The 18997-nt window shown below is 39.6% G+C and carries 18 protein-coding genes and 2 pseudogenes; 3 read left to right on the forward strand and 17 right to left on the reverse strand.

The annotated features are described in order from the left end of the window. Positions 1-166 precede the first annotated feature (166 nt). From PQQ29_RS09315 to PQQ29_RS09325, 3 genes are read left to right on the forward strand one after another with little or no spacing between them, the layout of a single operon-like run. The gene (locus tag PQQ29_RS09315; RefSeq protein ID WP_187983953.1) at positions 167-601 is read left to right on the forward strand and encodes a MerR family transcriptional regulator; all 435 of its coding nucleotides are present in this window, start codon (positions 167-169) and stop codon (positions 599-601) included. Then, positions 601-1188, forward strand: a complete 588-nt coding sequence (locus tag PQQ29_RS09320; protein ID WP_003772420.1) for an NAD(P)H-dependent oxidoreductase — start codon at positions 601-603, stop codon at positions 1186-1188. The genes PQQ29_RS09315 and PQQ29_RS09320 overlap by 1 nt, the downstream gene beginning before the upstream one ends. A 20-nt stretch (positions 1189-1208) precedes the next feature. Next, positions 1209-1925 (forward strand): MBL fold metallo-hydrolase, encoded by a 717-nt coding sequence (locus tag PQQ29_RS09325; protein ID WP_010991016.1) that lies wholly within the window; start codon positions 1209-1211, stop codon positions 1923-1925. 31 nt (positions 1926-1956) lie between these two features. Here PQQ29_RS09325 and PQQ29_RS09330 read toward each other — a convergent pair whose 3' ends face one another. The 17 genes and pseudogenes from PQQ29_RS09330 to PQQ29_RS09405 form a co-directional block, all read right to left on the reverse strand. Further along, positions 1957-2346: a hypothetical protein gene (locus tag PQQ29_RS09330; RefSeq protein ID WP_003762883.1), complete on the reverse strand. Its 390-nt coding sequence runs from the start codon at positions 2344-2346 to the stop codon at positions 1957-1959. 18 nt (positions 2347-2364) lie between these two features. Then, complete coding sequence (gene trmD / locus PQQ29_RS09335; protein WP_003762885.1) at positions 2365-3102, reverse strand: tRNA (guanosine(37)-N1)-methyltransferase TrmD; 738 nt, start codon at positions 3100-3102, stop codon at positions 2365-2367. Then, positions 3102-3620, reverse strand: coding sequence for a ribosome maturation factor RimM (gene rimM, locus PQQ29_RS09340; RefSeq protein WP_003772415.1), 519 nt, complete (start codon positions 3618-3620; stop codon positions 3102-3104). The genes trmD and rimM overlap by 1 nt, the downstream gene beginning before the upstream one ends. A gap of 9 nt (positions 3621-3629) precedes the next feature. After that, on the reverse strand, positions 3630-4016 hold the full coding sequence (locus tag PQQ29_RS09345; protein WP_003762889.1) for a YlqD family protein: 387 nt from the start codon (positions 4014-4016) through the stop codon (positions 3630-3632). A 27-nt stretch (positions 4017-4043) separates the two neighbouring features. After that, positions 4044-4778 (reverse strand): gamma-glutamyl-gamma-aminobutyrate hydrolase family protein, encoded by a 735-nt coding sequence (locus PQQ29_RS09350; RefSeq protein ID WP_003762892.1) that lies wholly within the window; start codon positions 4776-4778, stop codon positions 4044-4046. 109 nt (positions 4779-4887) lie between these two features. Continuing rightward, a complete protein-coding gene (locus PQQ29_RS09355; protein ID WP_003728421.1) occupies positions 4888-5118 on the reverse strand; it encodes a KH domain-containing protein in 231 nt (76 codons plus the stop codon). A gap of 16 nt (positions 5119-5134) precedes the next feature. Next, entirely contained in the window at positions 5135-5407 is a 273-nt protein-coding gene (gene rpsP, locus PQQ29_RS09360) for a 30S ribosomal protein S16 (protein ID WP_003767413.1), read from the reverse strand. Between the two features lie 102 nt (positions 5408-5509). Beyond that, entirely contained in the window at positions 5510-7168 is a 1659-nt protein-coding gene (locus PQQ29_RS09365) for a glycoside hydrolase family protein (protein WP_187983952.1), read from the reverse strand. A 73-nt stretch (positions 7169-7241) separates the two neighbouring features. Then, positions 7242-8474 (reverse strand): annotated as a pseudogene (locus PQQ29_RS14495) (LPXTG cell wall anchor domain-containing protein); the annotation flags it as partial. Between the two features lie 279 nt (positions 8475-8753). Then, positions 8754-9941: pseudogene (locus PQQ29_RS14500) on the reverse strand (Lmo1799 family Asp-Ala repeat surface protein); the annotation flags it as partial. Between the two features lie 491 nt (positions 9942-10432). Further along, a complete protein-coding gene (gene lipA, locus PQQ29_RS09375; RefSeq protein WP_045554483.1) occupies positions 10433-11329 on the reverse strand; it encodes a tyrosine/lipid phosphatase LipA in 897 nt (298 codons plus the stop codon). A gap of 141 nt (positions 11330-11470) precedes the next feature. Further along, a complete protein-coding gene (ffh, locus tag PQQ29_RS09380; protein ID WP_070753657.1) occupies positions 11471-12823 on the reverse strand; it encodes a signal recognition particle protein in 1353 nt (450 codons plus the stop codon). 12 nt (positions 12824-12835) lie between these two features. Beyond that, on the reverse strand, positions 12836-13168 hold the full coding sequence (locus tag PQQ29_RS09385) for a putative DNA-binding protein (RefSeq protein WP_003762903.1): 333 nt from the start codon (positions 13166-13168) through the stop codon (positions 12836-12838). 112 nt (positions 13169-13280) lie between these two features. Next, complete coding sequence (gene ftsY / locus PQQ29_RS09390; RefSeq protein WP_003769286.1) at positions 13281-14267, reverse strand: signal recognition particle-docking protein FtsY; 987 nt, start codon at positions 14265-14267, stop codon at positions 13281-13283. Between the two features lie 14 nt (positions 14268-14281). Continuing rightward, the gene (smc, locus tag PQQ29_RS09395) at positions 14282-17842 is read right to left on the reverse strand and encodes a chromosome segregation protein SMC (RefSeq protein ID WP_003762907.1); all 3561 of its coding nucleotides are present in this window, start codon (positions 17840-17842) and stop codon (positions 14282-14284) included. A gap of 22 nt (positions 17843-17864) precedes the next feature. Beyond that, positions 17865-18554, reverse strand: coding sequence for a ribonuclease III (gene rnc, locus PQQ29_RS09400; protein ID WP_003762908.1), 690 nt, complete (start codon positions 18552-18554; stop codon positions 17865-17867). Between the two features lie 197 nt (positions 18555-18751). Further along, the gene (locus PQQ29_RS09405; protein ID WP_003723866.1) at positions 18752-18985 is read right to left on the reverse strand and encodes an acyl carrier protein; all 234 of its coding nucleotides are present in this window, start codon (positions 18983-18985) and stop codon (positions 18752-18754) included. Between the last annotated feature and the right edge of the window lie 12 nt (positions 18986-18997).

Here is an 18997-nt window from a genome sequence, read left to right on the forward strand (position 1 = left end):
TGAAGCGGAATATCGTTATCAGACTGGTCTTTCCAGTCACCTTATTTAGGTTACCATAAACTAGATTCGCTGTAAAGTTTTTTTCTTACTTTTTCTTTAATAAAAAAGCTTGACCTTGAAGTATGGTCTAATGTTACCTTAAGTATATCAAATGGAGGTGTCGAACATGGAACAATGGACCGTAAAAGAAATGGCTGCTTGCGTTGGAATTCGGGCAGACACACTACGATATTATGAAAAAAATAAGATAATAGTACCTAATCGGCTGGAAAACGGGTATCGTGTTTATAACGCACAACATTTACTAGAATTAAAGTTTATTTTAGTGATGAAGTATGCCAGATTCTCCCTTGCCGAAATAAAATTAATGATGGAATGGTTAAAAAGTGAGCCATCTGTTGCGTGTAATACGGCGTCGAAAGAATTGCTTGCCCTTAAAGCAGCAGAGATTAAACAAACTATTGCACACTATACGAAAATCGCCGCCCTTTTAGAAGGATTACCTCAAATCGATGATGTACAAGACTATTCGACTGTTCAAAAAGATGTAAATACCTTTGTGGAACATATTTTCACTGACATCAGGAAGGACGGATTTTAATGGCAAAAGTTGTAGCAATAATGGGTGACCCGCGAGAAAAAGGAACATCAAGAGAACTGTTTCATAAGTATTTAACTTTTTTTCAAGGACACTCAGCAATCGAGATAAAAACGTATGATATTCGCGAATTGGCTTTTGATCCAAATTTACCTGAGGGCTACAGAACTGAACAAACTACCGAAATGACCAACTTAAAACAAGATGCCAGTTCGGCTGATTTGCTGCTATTTGCTTATCCCGTTTGGTGGTTTAATGTTCCAGCTGTACTGAAAGGTGTAATTGATCATTTGTTTTGGCGCGGCGAGAGTTATAGTTTTAAAGATAAAAAATATTTACTGACAGGTCCTTGGCGAAAAAAACGAGCGCGCTTAATTTATACGATTGGCGGGATGGAGTTACAACATCGGCTGTTCGCTCGTCCTGCCCTTACCGCCCTCCGCTATCCACTTTGGATGAGTGGCGTCCTTTCTGTTAAGACGACTTCAATTGACCGACTTGATCTTTCCATTAGAAAATCAAATGAATACTATGATAAAAAAATTGCTCGAGCAGCTAAAAAAGATTTACATTTTTTATTAAAAAAGTAATGTAGAATGAAGGTTTTGGAATGAAAGTTACTGCGAAACATCAATATTGGCAAATAACAACATTGCCGCACCTTTTTCCGGTAAATTGTTACTTAGTTTTGGAGAAAGATGGTTTAACTTTAATTGATACAGGGATTTTATCTCATGCAAAAGGAATAATTTCACTTATTACTAAACTGAAATTACCTTTAAAACGAATTTTGTTGACACATGGGCATGGGGACCATATTGGCGGTTTAGTTGCACTTAAAGAAGCTTTTCCAGAAGCCCTTTTGATGGTTGGAAGCAGGGAAAAATTGCTGGTAGAAACAAAAGAGATTTATGCTTTTGAAGCTCAAAAACCGTTAAAGGGTAGCTATCCTGATCAATTTCCAGTAAAAATTGATCAACTATTAAAAGATGGTGATATGGTAGGTTCATTATTAATTATGGATACACCCGGACATACACCTGGCTCGATTTCTTTTTTTGATGAGCGTAATGGGCATTTATTCGTTGGTGATTTATTTCAAACTCGTGGTGGTGCAGCTATTTGTGGGGAGAAACGGATTTTGTTTCCTTTTCCTGCGATGGGATCTTGGGACTTAGAAACGAGTATTGCTTCCGCGGAAAAGTTGCAGCTGGTAGATGTGACTGAAATCGCTTGTGGTCACGGACCTGTTAAATCCATGAGTGATTTTGATTTATTAAGAATCATTCAGCGTGCAAAAGCCCAACTAACAAATAAAAAAGACTAGAAAACCAGTTACCCAGCTTTCTAGTCTTTTTTTAGAATCTCGTAATTTTAATGTTCACGGCTGTTCCATATGCCAGTTGATATACAAGCCCGTCGACGAATTGCTCAGTGAATGAACAATGAATTAAGCCATTTCCGCCTGCATCTAAAGCTTTCTTTTGCAATTCCTGTAGTAAATTTTCAAAGCCTACTGTTTCTAAGTACGCTTCTGGATCACTTTTAATTCTTGGACGAACACTTTTGGCGAAAACAACGGTTAGAATATCATGATTAACATTTATTGGTCCTGTTGAGACCTGAATATCCTGCCATCTTTGACCTATTCGCTTTTGGTCGTTTTCTTCTTGCACATAGGCTTCTCGTTCTTTTTGTCGTTCGGATTTTTTAGCTTCTTTTTCATCTGGAGTTCCGAAGATTGCCATTTAAAATCACGTCCTTTTTTATTTACTGTCAGACCATTCTTTGAGCCAAGTTTTTTGCTTGTCTGTTAAGGGGTAGTTTTTAAGTAAATCTGGTCGGCGTTCGTAAGTTCTTTTGAGTGATTCTTTATCGCGCCACTCTTCTATCCAAGCATGGTTTCCGCTGAGTAAAATATCAGGTACTTTCATTCCGCGAAAATCGGCTGGTCGTGTGTAGTGTGGATGTTCAAGCAAACCGGTGGAGAAAGAATCCGTCACAGCTGAATCTTTATTTCCAAGTACACCTGGTAAAAGGCGAATAACGCTGTCCATCACAATCATTGCACCAATTTCGCCACCTGTTAAAATATAATCCCCTATCGAAACTTCATCTGTAACAAGGTGTTCGCGAATTCGCTCATCGTATCCTTCGTAGTGACCACAAATAAAAACAAGATGTTCTTCTTCTGCAAATTCTTCTGCCATTTTTTGGTCGAAGCGTTTACCGGCTGGGTCCATTAAAATAACTCTTGGCTTTGTTTCTGGTTGTTTATCTTTGACCGCTTGAACGGCATCAAAGATAGGTTGGGCTTTAAGGAGCATCCCTGCCCCACCACCATAAGGATAATCATCGACAACCTGATGCTTTCCTTCTGCATATTCCCTGAAATCAGTTACTTCAACCGCGACCCGTTCATTTTCGATTGCTTTTTTAATAATGGAACTCCCAGTCACTCCCGAAAACATATCTGGAAAAATGGATAGAATGTCGATTTTCATTAATCTAGCAGCCCTTCCATTACTTCAATGGTAATTTTTTTATCGTTAGTATTAATATCTTTAACTACATCGGCAATATAAGGGATGAGTTTTTCTTTTTTGTCTGCGCCTTTTACAACCCATACATCATTTGCGCCTGGTGTTAGAATTTCTGTGATTTCGCCAAGCTCTTCTCCGTCAGTCGTCACAACTGTGCAACCAATGATTTCATGGAAATAAAATTCATTTTCTTCTAAATCGGTTAGTTGCGCTTCTTTGATTTTAAGGACGCCTTCTTTCATACGCTCTACTTGATGAATGCCGGTAAGTCCTTCAAACATAAGCAAATCAAAGTTTTTGTGTTTGCGGTGTGAACGAATAATTAGTTTTTCAGGCTTTTTGCTGTTTTTTTCAAATAAGTACACGGTATTCCCAACTTGGAACCGTTCTTCTGGAAAATCGGTCGTCGCGATAACACGAATTTCACCGATTAAGCCATGCGTATTAACAATTTTTCCTACATTATACATTTTCTCCATAAGTCACCTCTAGCGTATTTCTACTATGATTCCATCTCTCACAACGATTGTTTTATCGAAAATGGATTTATCCCACTTGTCTCCTACTTGTACATCAATGATTGTTTCCATTTCTCGTTCGCGAATTTCACTACCAAGTTCAAGTACTTCTAATTGCTCCATTTGAAACTGGATTAATTTTTTCTTTTCTCGGCGCACTTCAAGTTCATGTGTGAAATAGTCAGCCACTCGTTCTGGTTGAAATTTGCTTTTTCGTTCCATTTTCTTTTGTTCAAAATGCAACTGATCGCATTCTTGTTCAATTTGTCGTTTTTGTTCGGTATAATACTCGATTAATTCTTGTTTACTTGTTTCTGTCAGAATTTGTTTGACGACAACTTTTTGGATGATTTCCACAGGACACCTCCACTAGCGATTATGTCCTTATTTTACCATAGTTTTTTTGGATTCATCTACTAAAGCTTGGAATAATTGTTCACTTTCTGGATCTGTTTGGAACATTAATTCCGGGTGCCACTGAACACCTAAATACCAGCTTGGTAAATTGTCACCCTCCACTGCTTCAATCATCCCGTCAGCAGTCCGAGCCGTTACTTTAAAACTCGGTGCTAATTTTTTGATAAATTGGTGATGGAGTGAGTTAACTAGTTTTTTATTTGGGTGGTGTTTTGCGAGTTCGCTTGTAGGTTCAATATCGATTGTATGGGAGCCGAGTTGCTCATCGACACGTTGCAGATGTTGGAGTGCTTTCGTTTCAACTTGGCTAATATCCTGATACAGCGTGCCGCCTAGTGCAACATTGACAAGTTGCATTCCGCGGCAAATCGCAAAAATAGGTTTTCCAGCGTCCAAAGCTGCTCGGACTAAGGCGATTTCATAGCTATCGCGCGGTGGAAAATATGCCCCGATTTCTTGGGACGGTTCTTCTAAATATAATTGCGGTGTAATATCTTGTCCACCGGTTAAAAGTAAACCATCTACGAGAGAAATTGCTTGAACGGCAGTAGACGGGTCATCTATTGGTAACGCGATAGGAAATCCGCCAACTTTCTGAATAGCATCTACATATCGCTGTTGTGTATAAGTTACACGGTGTCCGTAAAACACGTCCACTCCTTTGACTAATCTATTTCCTGTAATTCCAATAACTGGCTTCATAACAATTCCTCCATTTCTATTTTATTTTACAACATTTAGTGAGGTAATTGCTTCTCTGATGATTATTAAAAAAAGTTATAAAAAAACTCGCCAATTTGACGAGTTTTTGTTATTCGATAATTTCAAGACGAATCTTCTTATCGTTTTTGGAGCCAACTGCATAGACAAGAGTACGAATCGCTTTTGCAATACGACCTTGCTTACCAATCACGCGTCCCATGTCTTCTTTACTGACAGACAATTTGTAGGTTAACGAAGTATCCGTTTCTTCTGGCGTGATAACAACGTCTTCCGGGTGGTCAACAAGGGGTTTCACGATTGAGAGAATGAGTTCTTCCATTCGCGCCGAGACCTCCTTATTTACCTAATTTTTGGTTATGGAATTTTTCCATGATACCTTCGCGGCTAAGAAGATTGCGAACTGTATCAGATGGTTTCGCACCATTATGCATCCATTTCAAAGTTGCTTCTTCGTCGATTTTCACTTCAACCGGATCAAGTAATGGATTATAAGTACCAATAGTTTCGATTGAACGGCCATCACGTGGGAAACGAGAATCAGCGACTACAATACGGTAGAAAGGTTTCTTTTTAGAACCCATACGTTTTAAACGAATTTTAACTGCCATAGTTTAATTACACCTCCATAAAGTCTTACACAAGTATATATATTACCAGTAAAGGATTTGTTTGTAAAGTGTTTTTTCTTTACAGAGGATATTTTTTTCTTTTCAGCGGACACTTTCGGCTTCAGTGCTTAGTTTTCCTTGTTTTAATAGTTGATAATATCGCACATATCCGGAAATATTATGCTCAACATCATCAATTCTCACGCGGAAAGACTGGTGCCGAATGAAGAAACTACCTTCTATTCTGGCTGGATTTTTGTAGTACATCGCAAGCTCTGGATAAAAGTAACCATTTAATTGATAAAGTGCGCGTTTTGTAATTGTTTTTTCAAGATTTTCAAGCGAATAAGATGTTAATAATGCTTGTTGTCCTTCCGCTTCCATCCGCAGTGTCATTTCTTTTGTAGCAACGGTAAGCTCTAAAAATGTTGGAAAAGTGGTTTCGCGATCGTAAATAAATGGTAAGTTGTCAAAGGCATTTTGCAGTCCGAATTCATAGTAAGCTTCGTCTTTGATATATTTGGTAATTTCATTGGCGCAGTAGCTTAACCAGTGATCGTGATTTTGCCAGTATTTATCTTGTATAAAGTGATTAAAAGATTTGGCTGCTGCGGCTAACCATTTGGAATCGCGGTCAATTTCATATAGGCGAAGTAGGCCAAAGACAGCTTCCCCATCATAATAAATAATTCGAAAAATATCTTTTACTTCTAATGATGGATATTCTAACACATGTGTGAACTTTCCATTTTCGTCTTGTAATGAGAGAATTGCATTTGCTATTTTTCGGCAAAGAGGTAAGTATGTTTTAGTGCCAGTAATATGCATATATTTAGTTAAAGCTAGTAGAGTCGCGGCTGAACCACCTAATTTTACTTCACGAAGTTCTGGTTCGATAAGAAAGGCCATGTCGTCTTTTTCATAAATAAAGTGTTTTTCAAGGTATGTTAAAGCCTTTGTTGCGGCTTCTAAAATAGCTTTATTTCCCGTTAATTCATATGCTTCTAACATGGAATAAGTAGTACTGGCATGGCGCAAACTATTATAATGTTTGATTTTTTTGTCAAAACAAGCAAACCAACCATAGTTAAATTCCCCAGTTGTGTTTACTTGATGCGCCAAATATTCTCCAGCATTTTCAACTAATGTAGAAATAATTTCTGGCGTCAAATATTCTACCTTCCTGCGTCCGTGGTCTAAACTAGCTGTTTCTAATTCATGAATGTTCTTTCCATCAAAAAACCACCCTACTGTTTCGAAAGTGACAACACTAGAATCGATGGTTAAGTTTAATTGGGCTTGATTTTTATTGGCTTGAATTAAATATCTATTCATATTTTCAACGTTGATAGCTAGTCCTTCGTCTCCAGGTAAAAGGATAGCGTTCGCATTAATTTCCTGTTCCATTAAAGCTATTTTAAAATTTTCATTTAAGGCAATGCCTCGTCTATAATAATTTTTCTTTGTTTTTAAGGCTTTTCTATTCCATTCGCCTAAGTTTTCGAGTTGATAATTCACCGCAATATCCATTTTAAATGAAATTGCTTCTTCGGTTTGATTTTTCAATGCACTTTTTTTCATTTCATTAATTAAATTTGCTAAACAAAGATAGCTAAAGTTGATTACTGTCGCTCGTTTATTTTTATAACCTATTGTTAGAAAACCATGCCATTTCCCGTTGTAAGTGGCGTGCTCTTCTGCTTCTGTTAATTGATCAATAATTTTATTTTCAAGTTCATCAAGTACACCTCTCCAAGGCATATGTACCACTCCTTTTTATAATTTCCCTGCTGCTTAAACTTACTTAGCAGCAGGGAATCGATGTTTTGTGGCTTTATTTACGGAAAAGACGTAGTAAGAACGCGCCAGCTAATGAGAAGAGTCCAAGCCCTACCCAAGGAAGACTGCTACTAGTATCCCCTGTGGATGGAAGGTCGCTTGCGGAAATACTTGTAGTTCCATCAGCACTGTAGCCTGAGGAAAGCATTGTTCCGGAGCCGTTTGTACTCATATTAGAAACGGTTACGCCCGTACCTCCATTTGCTGTTCCAGTAGTTCCACCGTTATTAGAAGAGTTAGTGCCTCCTCCATCTGAATCAGCGTCAGCATCGGCGTCAGTATCGGCATCTGCATCGGCGTCGGCGTCGGCGTCAGCATCTGCGTCAGCATCTGCGTCAGCATCTGCATCAGCGTCAGCATCCGAATCAACTAATGGTTGAACTGTTACTGCTACATCATCACTTGTTTTTACTTCGTCACCATATTTAGCAGTTACTTGAAGGTGGATAACATCTCCAGCTTTCAAATTATAATTAGGAATATTTATTGTATAGGTTCCATCTGAATTAATTAATACATTGCCAATGACTGTGCCATCCGGAAGCGTTAAATTAATATAGAAAACTGTTCCGGCTGGAGCATCTCTTTGTAATGATTTTAATAGGGTATTCATATTAAGGTTTTTATAGATAGAAGAACCTGTAATAGTTTTAGTTCCTTCATAAATTGGATTGACAGTTGGTTTTTCAACTAGGAAATCTCTCCAGTCGATATCTACGTCGGCATCAGCGTCGGCATCCGCATCAGCGTCGGCATCAGCATCCGCATCGGCATCAGCATCGGCATCAGCGTCAGCGTCGGCATCCGCATCGGCGTCGGCATCAGCGTCGGCATCAGCGTCGGCATCAGCATCCGCATCAGCGTCGGCGTCGGCATCAGCGTCAGCGTCAGCATCTGCATCAGCGTCAGCATCTGCATCCGCATCAGCGTCGGCGTCGGCATCAGCGTCGGCATCAGCGTCGGCATCAGCATCCGCATCGGCGTCAGCATCTGCATCGGCGTCAGCATCTGCATCGGCGTCAGCATCCGCATCCGCATCGGCATCAGCATCGGCGTCAGCGTCAGCGTCGGCATCAGCGTCGGCATCAGCATCCGCATCGGCGTCAGCATCTGCGTCAGCATCTGCATCGGCGTCAGCATCCGCATCGGCGTCGGCGTCGGCATCCGCATCAGCGTCGGCATCAGCATCTGCGTCGGCATCCGCATCTGCGTCGGCATCGGCGTCGGCGTCAGCATCCGCATCGGCATCCGCATCGGCGTCAGCGTCCGCATCGGCGTCGGCATCAGCATCAGCGTCAGCATCCGCATCAGCGTCGGCATCGGCGTCGGCATCCGCATCCGCATCGGCATCGGCGTCGGCATCGGCGTCGGCATCCGCATCAGCGTCGGCATCAGCGTCGGCATCCGCATCCGCATCAGCGTCGGCATCCGCATCAGCGTCGGCGTCGGCATCCGCATCCGCATCGGCATCGGCGTCGGCATCCGCATCCGCATCAGCGTCGGCATCCGCATCAGCGTCGGCATCAGCGTCGGCATCAGCGTCGGCATCCGCATCCGCATCGGCGTCAGCATCCGCATCCGCATCCGCATCGGCGTCAGCATCCGCATCGGCATCGGCATCAGCGTCGGCATCAGCATCCGCATCAGCGTCGGCATCGGCATCCGCATCGGCGTCAGCATCCGCATCCGCATCGGCATCAGCGTCGGCATCCGCATCGGCATCCGCATCGGCATCAGCGTCGGCGTCAGCATCAGCGTCAGCATCGGCATCAGCGTCGGCATCCGCATCCGCATCGGCGTCAGCATCGGCGTCAGCATCAGCGTCGGCATCAGCGTCAGCATCCGCATCCGCATCGGCGTCAGCATCCGCATCGGCATCAGCGTCAGCATCCGCATCGGCGTCAGCGTCAGCATCCGCATCGGCATCAGCGTCGGCATCCGCATCGGCGTCAGCATCCGCATCCGCATCGGCATCAGCGTCGGCATCCGCATCGGCGTCAGCATCCGCATCCGCATCCCCAACATCCGTCGTAATAAATCCACGAGCTGCGTTACTATTCAACAAATCAACATCCAATAGTCCATCGCCAGTTCTAGCTGCGAAATCCAATTTTCCATCATTCGCACTAGGAAGAGCCGTAACACCGAGCGCTAGTAAATCAATTGTTAGCGTAAAAGTAGATACACTACTAACGCCAACTCCCAGTAAATGATTTACTCTTGCCCCAATTGCATTTCTACTAGTATCAATGAAGAAATTATTTGAACTACCATTAACTGTTCCTTGATTAAATAACCCAATATTCCCAATTCCTAAATAAGCAATTTTATAATCAATTTTTGTATTTGCTTTTATATTTGGATTACTCAAAATAGAAGTTAATTCGCTAGGCAGTTCAAAATACGGGTAATACGTAGACACAGCACTCGCACTAACTAATTGGTTCCCTGATAGAGTAATCACTAATTTCCCATTCGCATATTGTGTATTCAAGCTTGAATTCCCAAGTAAATCAATCGTTGCTGCATCCGCTTGAATACCACTGAGGGCAAATTTGTGATTAAAAGAATCATAATTCACTGTGACAGGTGCTACCATCATTGTTGTTGTTGTAATTAGAGCAGCAATTAATTTTGCTTTTTGCGCTCGCTTTTGGTCAAGTTTCCTTTTGTAATCCACACGCTGTTTTTTCATCATTTTTCCCCCTTAAAAATCAATAAGTTTTGATTTTGAAAAATAACTGAAAACAGAATAAAGGTATTTAATTATTGTTTACTAATAAGCTAACTATTAAGTATCCCCTGAACCTTTATCCAATATCAGATTAAAATCATTTCAGCAAAATGCCCCTCCTTTCTTTTTATGTATCTAAGTGAACCTTTCATTTAATGTTATAACCCGTTAGATAACTTTACTATATAGTATATTTTTAAAAATTAAAGTAAAAAGTACTAGAAAGAAAAAATACTTCAATTCAATATCATTAGTCTAAAAGTTATACAAATATGCGCATTTAAGGCTTATATTTAAACTTTAGCACTGGTCTTTAATAGGTAAATATATCTACTAAATCCAACTTTACATGAATTGTCTTTAAATTGTATACAAATCTTTTTAAAATGGTTCCTCACTTTAAATCTATTTGTACGCAAAAAAAATAGCCCTCTTTGAAAGGGCCATTTTTTTTAGTAAAGATATGCTTTTTTAAGTTGCTCTTTTTTATCATTAGTTAGTCCGAGTTTTTCTTTTAAAAAGTTATCCATCGAACCATATTTAGCATCAATTTCATCGAAAGCGGCATTGATATAAGATTCACGAACTTCCATTACAGCTGTCATCCCGTCGATAACTTTTTTATTATCTGTTTTAGCTGCGACTGCTTGGATTGCTTTTTCATTTTCACTAGCACGGTATTTATTGGATAACATATAATCGTCTATTACAGTGTTTTTATCTACACCTAGTGCCGAGAGGACTAAAGCAGTTCCAAATCCAGCTCGGTCTTTTCCGGCTGTACAATGCCAAAGAACTGAGCCATCTTGATTCGCTAGTAGTATCTCAAAAAATTCTTTGTAGGCTTGAATAGAAGTTTCATCTGTAACAAAGCTTTTATTAGCATTAATTAGAAAGGTTTCGGGATTATCCATTTTAGCTAGACTGGCGGTTAAATCTTGCGTGCTCGTGGATGCTCCGTTATCTTTCATCACAGAATCATGTGTATAATCGACTCCGGTAAGTTCTGGATCTGGTTTGGCTTTCACTTCGGTATTTGTCCTAAAATCAACTATATGCGAAAGGTCATATGTATTTACGAGTTTCTTTTTATCTGAATCACTTAAAGTGGCAAGTTCGGCGCTTCTGATTAATTTATGTGGTTTGATTGTTAAACCATCTGTTGTTTTGTAACCACCTAAGTCACGAACGTTTACTGCCCCTTGTAATTTTATTTGACTACCTGGTTGGAGTGTTTTTTCGGTTTTAACATTCGCTTCTGCTTTTTCTTCTGACTGAGTTCCACATCCCCCTAGTAATAATGTTGCGCTTAATACACCTGCTCCTGTTACTTTTACCCAATTTCTCATTCTTTCTCCTCCTTTTGTAAGCTTAATTGTAATTATAACAATGGATTTTATTGGTTGAATAAAGGGTTTGTAAAGAAATGATTTGCAGGATGTTAAGGTATGAAAAAAGCCAAAACCGCATTAGGGTTTTGGCTTTTTGAATTAAAATGGCATTTTGAAATTGCCGAATGGATTTTTACCTTTCTTACCTTTTCCTCCACCAGTCATTTGCTTCATCATTTTTTTCATTTCAGCAAATTGTTTTAGGAGGCGGTTGATTTCTTGAATTGGGCGTCCGCTACCGCGAGCAATTCGTTTTCTTCTGCTCGCATTGATGATGTCCGGATTATCTTTTTCGTTTTTGGTCATGGATTTAATTATTGCTTCGATGTGACCAAGTTGTTTATCATCTACTTGCATGTTGTCGAGGCCTTTCATTTTGTTTGCCCCTGGCATCATTTTTAGTAGTTCATCTAGTGGTCCCATTTGTTTTACTTGTTGCAATTGGTCCAAGAAGTCATCTAAGGTCATGCTGTTGTCTTTCATTTTTTGTTCCATAGCTTTCATTTTTTCTGCGTCTACATCAGTTTGTGCTTTTTCAATAAGAGAAAGTACATCACCCATGCCGAGAATTCTTGAAGCCATACGATCGGGATGGAACGTTTCGATTGCTTCCATTTTTTCACCGGTAGCAACGAATTTGATTGGTTTTCCTGTGACTGAACGGATGGAAAGTGCTGCCCCACCACGTGTATCACCGTCTAATTTTGTTAATACAACGCCGGTAATTTCTAATTGTTCGTTGAAGCTTTGGGCCACGTTTACTGCGTCTTGCCCAGTCATTGAGTCAACTACGAGTAAAATTTCAGTTGGCGAAGCGATTTCTTTTACTTGTTTTAATTCGTCCATCAGTGTTTCGTCGATATGAAGACGACCAGCTGTATCGATAATGACATAATCTAAATGTTCTTCTTTGGCTTTAGCGATAGCTTGTTTCGCGATTTCTACTGGGCTTACTTGATCGCCTAGAGAAAATACTGGCATATCTAATTGTTTGCCAAGTGTTTCTAATTGTTTGATTGCTGCAGGTCGATAAATATCTGCTGCGACTAGTAAAGGTTTACGATTATATTTTTTGCGTAATAAATTAGCTAGTTTTCCTGAAGTGGTTGTTTTACCAGCTCCTTGTAAACCTACCATCATAATAACGGTTGGCGGGCGATCAGCTGTTCCGATTTTACTTTCTTCGCCGCCCATAAGGCTTGTTAATTCTTCTTGAACGATTTTAATTACTTGTTGACCGGGTGTTAGGCTTTTCATTACGTCCGCGCCAACTGCACGTTCGCTTACTGTTTTAATGAATTGTTTAACGACTTTAAAGTTAACATCGGCTTCTAGTAAAGCAAGACGAACTTCACGCATCATTTCTTTTACGTCAGCTTCGTTTACTTTCCCTTTACCGCGAATTTTGTTCATTGTTTCTTGGAGTCTTCCAGCTAGTCCTTCAAATGCCATGATTCTGGCCTCCTAATCGATATTTTTAAGCTGTTCGAGCGTATCTTTCACTTGCTCGTCCAGAAAATTCTTCTTGGTTAATTGTGCTTCTAATTGATCAAAGAGTTTTTCTCGTTGTTGATATTTTCTTAACATCCCTAGTTTTTCTTCGTATTTCTCTAGGCTTTCTTCTGTTCTTTTAATATTATCATAAATAGCTTGTCTACTCACTTCAAATTCTTCGGCAATTTCGCCTAGTGAGTAATCATCCAAGTAATAAAAAGAAACATACGATTTTTGTTTTGTTGTTAGTAATTCTTGGTAAAAATCAAATAATAAATTCATACGGTTTGTCTTCTCAAACAAGGCATTTCACCTCTCTCCTTTTAAAGGATACGGGGAAATCACGGGAATGTCAAGGAAGGTTAAATAAAAGAGAAAAAAGCCGGAATGACGAGCATCATTCGGCTTTCTCTGATTATTTTTCGTTATCAACCATATCAGCAAATAAGCCATACACATATTCATTTGCATCAAAGGCTTGCAGATCGTCCATTTGTTCCCCGAGTCCGACGAATTTTACTGGAATATCGAGTTCATTACGGATGGCTATGACGATACCACCTTTTGCAGTCCCGTCGAGTTTTGTTAAGATAATACCTGTCACGTCTGTTGTTTCTTTAAATTGTTTTGCTTGAACGAAGGCATTTTGGCCAGTTGTAGCATCAAGGACTAGTAAAACTTCGTGCGGCGCATTAGGAATTTCACGCGTAATGACACGTTTTACTTTTTCAAGTTCGTTCATCAGGTTGACTTTATTTTGCAAACGGCCGGCTGTGTCACAAAGTAAGATGTCTGCTTTTCTAGCTTTGGCGGCTTGAACGGCATCAAACATGACAGCAGCAGGATCGCTTCCCTCAGCTTGTTTAATAACATCGACACCTGTTCGTTCGCCCCAGACTTCTAGTTGATCGATTGCACCTGCTCGGAATGTATCTCCCGCCGCAAGCATAACTTTTTTACCTTCTTGTTTAAAACGATGTGCCATTTTTCCGATAGAGGTTGTTTTACCAACGCCATTAACACCAACAAATAAGATAACAGTTAGACCATTTTCTTCAATATGCAAAGTTTCGTCTTCTTTTTCGTCGCCTTGGTAAATATCAACTAGTTTTTCAACAATAACTTCTTGTACATCTTTTGGGTCGCTAATATTTCTTAATTGTACTTCACGGCGAAGTGTATCGACTAATTCCATTACTGTTTCAAAACCGACATCTGCTCCGATAAGAATTTCTTCTAGTTCTTCAAAGAAATCTTCATCTACTTTACGATAACGAGCGACCATTTCATTGATCTTCCCGGAAAAGTTACCGCGAGTTTTTGATAAACCATCTTTAAATTTCCCTGAAACAGAATCGGTTTGCTGGGTAATTTTATCTTTTAATTTTTTAAAAAAGGTCATTTTATATACTCCTTTTATTTAATGAGTTCGGCTGTTTCTTCTAAGCGAACCGAAACTAATTTGGAGACACCGGACTCTTGCATTGTGACACCATAAAGGACGTCCGCTTCTTCCATTGTTCCTTTTCGGTGCGTGATAACGATAAACTGAGTGCCTGACTCAAATTGTTTTAAGTAGCGGCTAAAACGTGTAACATTGGCTTCATCTAAGGCCGCCTCTACTTCATCCAAAATACAGAATGGTACTGGTCGAACACGAATGATAGCAAAAAGTAATGCAATCGCAGTTAATGCACGCTCTCCGCCAGAACGAAGCGATAAGTTTTGTAGTTTTTTCCCTGGTGGTTGAACGACGATGTCAATCCCTGTCGTTAGTAGATTCTCTGGATCAAGTAGTACGAGTTCCGCACTTCCTCCACCAAATAATTCTGGGAAAACAATGGCAAATTCTGTTTTTATTGCTTCAAAACTCTCACTGAAACGGATTTTCATTTCTTCATCCATTTCGTCCATAACTTTAAAGAGGGTTTCTTTTGCAGCAAGTAAATCCGCTTGTTGTCCTGTTAAAAAGTCAAAGCGTTCTTGGATGCGATCAAATTCTTCAATAGCGCCAATATTAACGATTCCGAGCTCATCTATCGAGCGTTTTAATAAACGAACTTTAGAACGCGCTTGTTCCGTATCTACTTCTGGTAAGATTTTTTCTTCTGCTTGTTCTGGTGTTAGTAAATAGGCTTCTTGCAAGCGATCGATTCGGTTGGTAATATCTACTTCGAGACGACCGATGCTTATTTCCGCATTATTTTTTTGTTCCACATAAAAACTAATTTGGTTATTTTTTTGCGTCAACTCAGCTTCTAGTAGTTCGATTTTTTCTTGTAGTTCGGTGCGAGTTTGTCTTGTTTGATTTAGTTTTTCACTTGTCTCTGCTTTGTCTTTACGAAGTTCTTCGATGGATTTTCTAGCAGACTCTTCGCTTGTATGGACACTTGATAGATTTGTTTTTAAGGAAGCAAGTTTTTGCTCAGCTGCTTCTTTTTGTTCGTAGTTTTCATGTAATGTCGTTGTTACGCGGTCTACTGCTTCGACGGCAGACTGTAACTGCTCACGTTTAGCGGCAATTTGCGCTTTTAAGGACGACAAGCTTTCTAAATCTGCTGTACGTTTACTTTCTAGTGCTTTACTTGAAGATGTCATCGCTTTTATTTCTTCGTCGGTTTTTTCGATTTGTTTAGCGATTTCTACTTGCTCTTGAAGTAGCGTTTCTTTTCGTTCCAGCAGTTTGTTTAATTCTTCGCTGCCATCTGCTTTTTCAATATCATATAGCTGTAATTGTTTGTTAAAACGTTCTAGATTTTCGGTTTCGCGATCTAATTTACCAAGCAATTCTTTTTCTTGTAAACGTAAATTTTCACCAATAACACGAGTTTCTTCAAGTTCTTCTCGTTTTTTCGACATGCTATCTTTGGCAACTTGAACAGCAGACTCGAGTTCACGAGTGGAATTATTTAATTCAGCGATTTTTTCTGCTAATTGACCTAATTCGTGTTTTCTCGTTAAGATAGACGATTTGCCGCCTTTTGTTGCTCCACCAGTCATTGAACCACCGGCATTAACCACATCACCTTCAAGTGTCACAATGCGATACCTGAAGTTTACTAAACGAGCGAGCGTATTTGCCCCTTTTAAATCTTTCGCTAAAATCGTTGTACCGAGCGCGTTTAAAATCACTGGAGACACTTTTTGGTCAAATGAAATTACTTCGCTAGCAAGCGCGATGAAAGCTGGTTGATTACTTAAAGCGTTTTTAGTTGCTGCTGGTAATTCTCGAGGTTGAATAGTTGAAAGTGGTAAAAATGTTGCGCGACCGCTTTTCGTTTTCTTTAAAAAGCTGATTGCTTCACGAGCAACTCGGTCATCTTCAACAACGACATTTTGCGCACTTGCTCCGAGCGCTGTTTCCATAGCTTGTTGATATTTTGCTGGTATTTCAATAAGTTCTACTAAAGCTCCCAATATGCCCGGAATTTCTTTTTTTGCTTTTAATACTTCACGCACGCCTTGGAAAAATCCGGCATAATCATCTGCCAATTCTTCTAAGGTTTCTTTCCGTGATTTCATTTGTTGGACTGTTTCATAATGTTTATAAAGCGCACGTTCTTGTGTTCCAAAAACGGCTTCTTGTTTTGCCAATGTTTGCTGCACTTCACGGTATATTTCCATTTGTTCTGTGAGCTCACTTTGGATCTTTGTAAGGTGCGTTTTTGTTGTATCAATTTGAGCTAACATATCTTTTCTTTCATCGACATGTTGACTATTTTCTAAATCTAATTTATCAATTCGGCTAGTAATTTGTCCGATTTGGCGTTCAATATACCCTAAATCATTATTGATTGTCGTTTGTGTATGGCGTAAATCAATATAATCACTTTTGCGGTTTTCAATCGCTTCTTCGGATAAATCATCGTATTTTGAAAGTGTTGCTTCTAGTTCTTTTTTCGCTTTTACGGCAATTTCAAGCGCCGTTTCTTTTTCGAGTTTTGAACTACTTAACACTTCTTTTTGTTCTTCAAGAGCAGTAATTTTTTCGGTAATTGCAGCCAATGTTTCTGCGTAGACTTGTTCGTTTTCGCTGCTATGTTTTTTACGTTCTAATTGAAGATTCCGCTCTCCTTCTAGTTGTTCGAGTTTTTCGGTTTCTACTAACAAACGCTCTTGTAAATTATCTAGCGCAATATCAGTTTCATTAAGCGCTTGTTTTTCACGGGAAACAATTGCTTCTTCCGCATGTAATTCTTCGCGTAGCTTAATTAAAACCGTTTGATTTTCACCAAACTCTTTACGGACTTCAGCTAGTTTTTCTGTTAAAGAACTGATTTCACTCGCAAGTAACGTCACTTCGTATTTTTCTAGTTCTTCTTGTTGGAATAAATAATCCTTGGCAATAGAAGCTTGCATTTCGAGCGGCTCCAGTTGCCCTTCTAATTCATATAAAATATCTTGTACACGATTTAAATTTTCTTCGGTTTCAAATAATTTATTTTCAGCTTGTTTTTTACGATGTTTGTATTTAAGTACGCCGGCTGCTTCTTCAAAAATCGAGCGGCGTTCTTCTGGCTTACTGTTCAGAATTTCATCAATTTTCCCTTGCGAAATAATCGAAAAAGACTCTCTCCCAAGTCCAGAATCCATAAATAAATCGACAATATCTTTCAGTCGACAATTTTCTTTATTGATTAAAAATTCACTATCACCATTACGGTAAATACGTCTAGTTACAGCTACTTCGCTATAATCAAGTGGTAAAAAATGGTCTTCATTTTCGAGAATAAGCGATACTTCTGCAAAATTAATTGGTTTACGCGTATCACTTCCAGCAAAAATAACGTCGCCCATTCGGCCACCACGGAGCGATTTAGCGGACTGCTCACCAAGTACCCAGCGGATTGCTTCTGTAATATTACTTTTCCCGCTACCATTTGGCCCTACAACTGCAGTCATGCCGGGCACGAAATCTATCGCAACTTTGTCAGCAAAGGATTTAAAGCCATTCATTTCTAATCGTTTTAATAACATGTCCGGACACCTCCATTTTTGTTTATCTATGTGTTAGTTGATTTATAGCAAATTGTGCCGCACTTTGTTCTGCTTGTTTTTTTGTTCTACCGCTGCCTTTTCCAAGTACTTGTCCGTTAACAATAACTTGGGCATCGAATGCTTTATTGTGTGCTGGTCCTGTTTCGCCAAGAATATCATATTCGATCAAGACATCACGGTCCCGTTGAACAATCTCTTGTAGTTGCGTTTTGTAATCGACTGTTTGCAAGTATGCACCTGCATCAATCTTCGGAAAAATAACTCGTTCTAGAAATTTCACGACTTTATCAATACCATTATCTAAATATAGGGCGCCGATAAAAGATTCAAATACATCAGCAAGTAAAGCTGGGCGTGTTCTCCCACCTGCTTTTTCTTCTCCTTTACCTAGACGCACATATTTAGAGAAATGTACTGCTTCCGCGAACTCTACTAAGGAAGGTTCACATACAATAGCTGCACGCATTTTTGTCATGTGTCCTTCTGCCATATCTGGATATTTATTAAAAAGATAGTCTGAAACAGTTAGTTCAAGGACTGCATCACCAAGAAATTCTAGGCGCTCATTATCTTTCACATTTTCCCGGCGATGTTCATTGACATACGAGGAATGTGTGAATGCTTGCTGTAATAATTCTACATTTTGAAAATCAAAACCAACACTTTCTTGTAATTCTTCCCATTGATTCATTTCACTTGCCCCTCTCTATACTAGTAAGCAAGTTCATTTTCTAAACAGCCACTAGCAAAAAGCTGCTTAGAAAATGAACCAACAAATCTTCTTAACCTTGAAAAAGAGGCTACCTGTACTACTTATCTCACGTGCGGAAGTTACCACAGCAAAGATAAGTAACACGGGCACCCTCATTTATCCGGTCACATAAAGTTTTATGCGTTTGCCTCTATGTACTTCACTGCATCACCAACTGTGTTAATGTTTTCAGCGTCGCCATCAGAGATTTCAACTCCGAACTCGTCTTCAAGTTCCATTACTAATTCAACAACATCTAGGGAATCTGCACCTAGATCTTCTTTGAAGGAAGCTTCTAAAGTTACTTTGGATTCCTCGACACCTAGACGGTCTACGATGATTTTTGTAACTTTTTCTAATACTTCTGCCATTTTTCACTTCAC

The sequence above is a fragment of the Listeria innocua genome, from assembly GCF_028596125.1.
In the GTDB taxonomy this organism is placed as follows: domain Bacteria; phylum Bacillota; class Bacilli; order Lactobacillales; family Listeriaceae; genus Listeria; species Listeria innocua.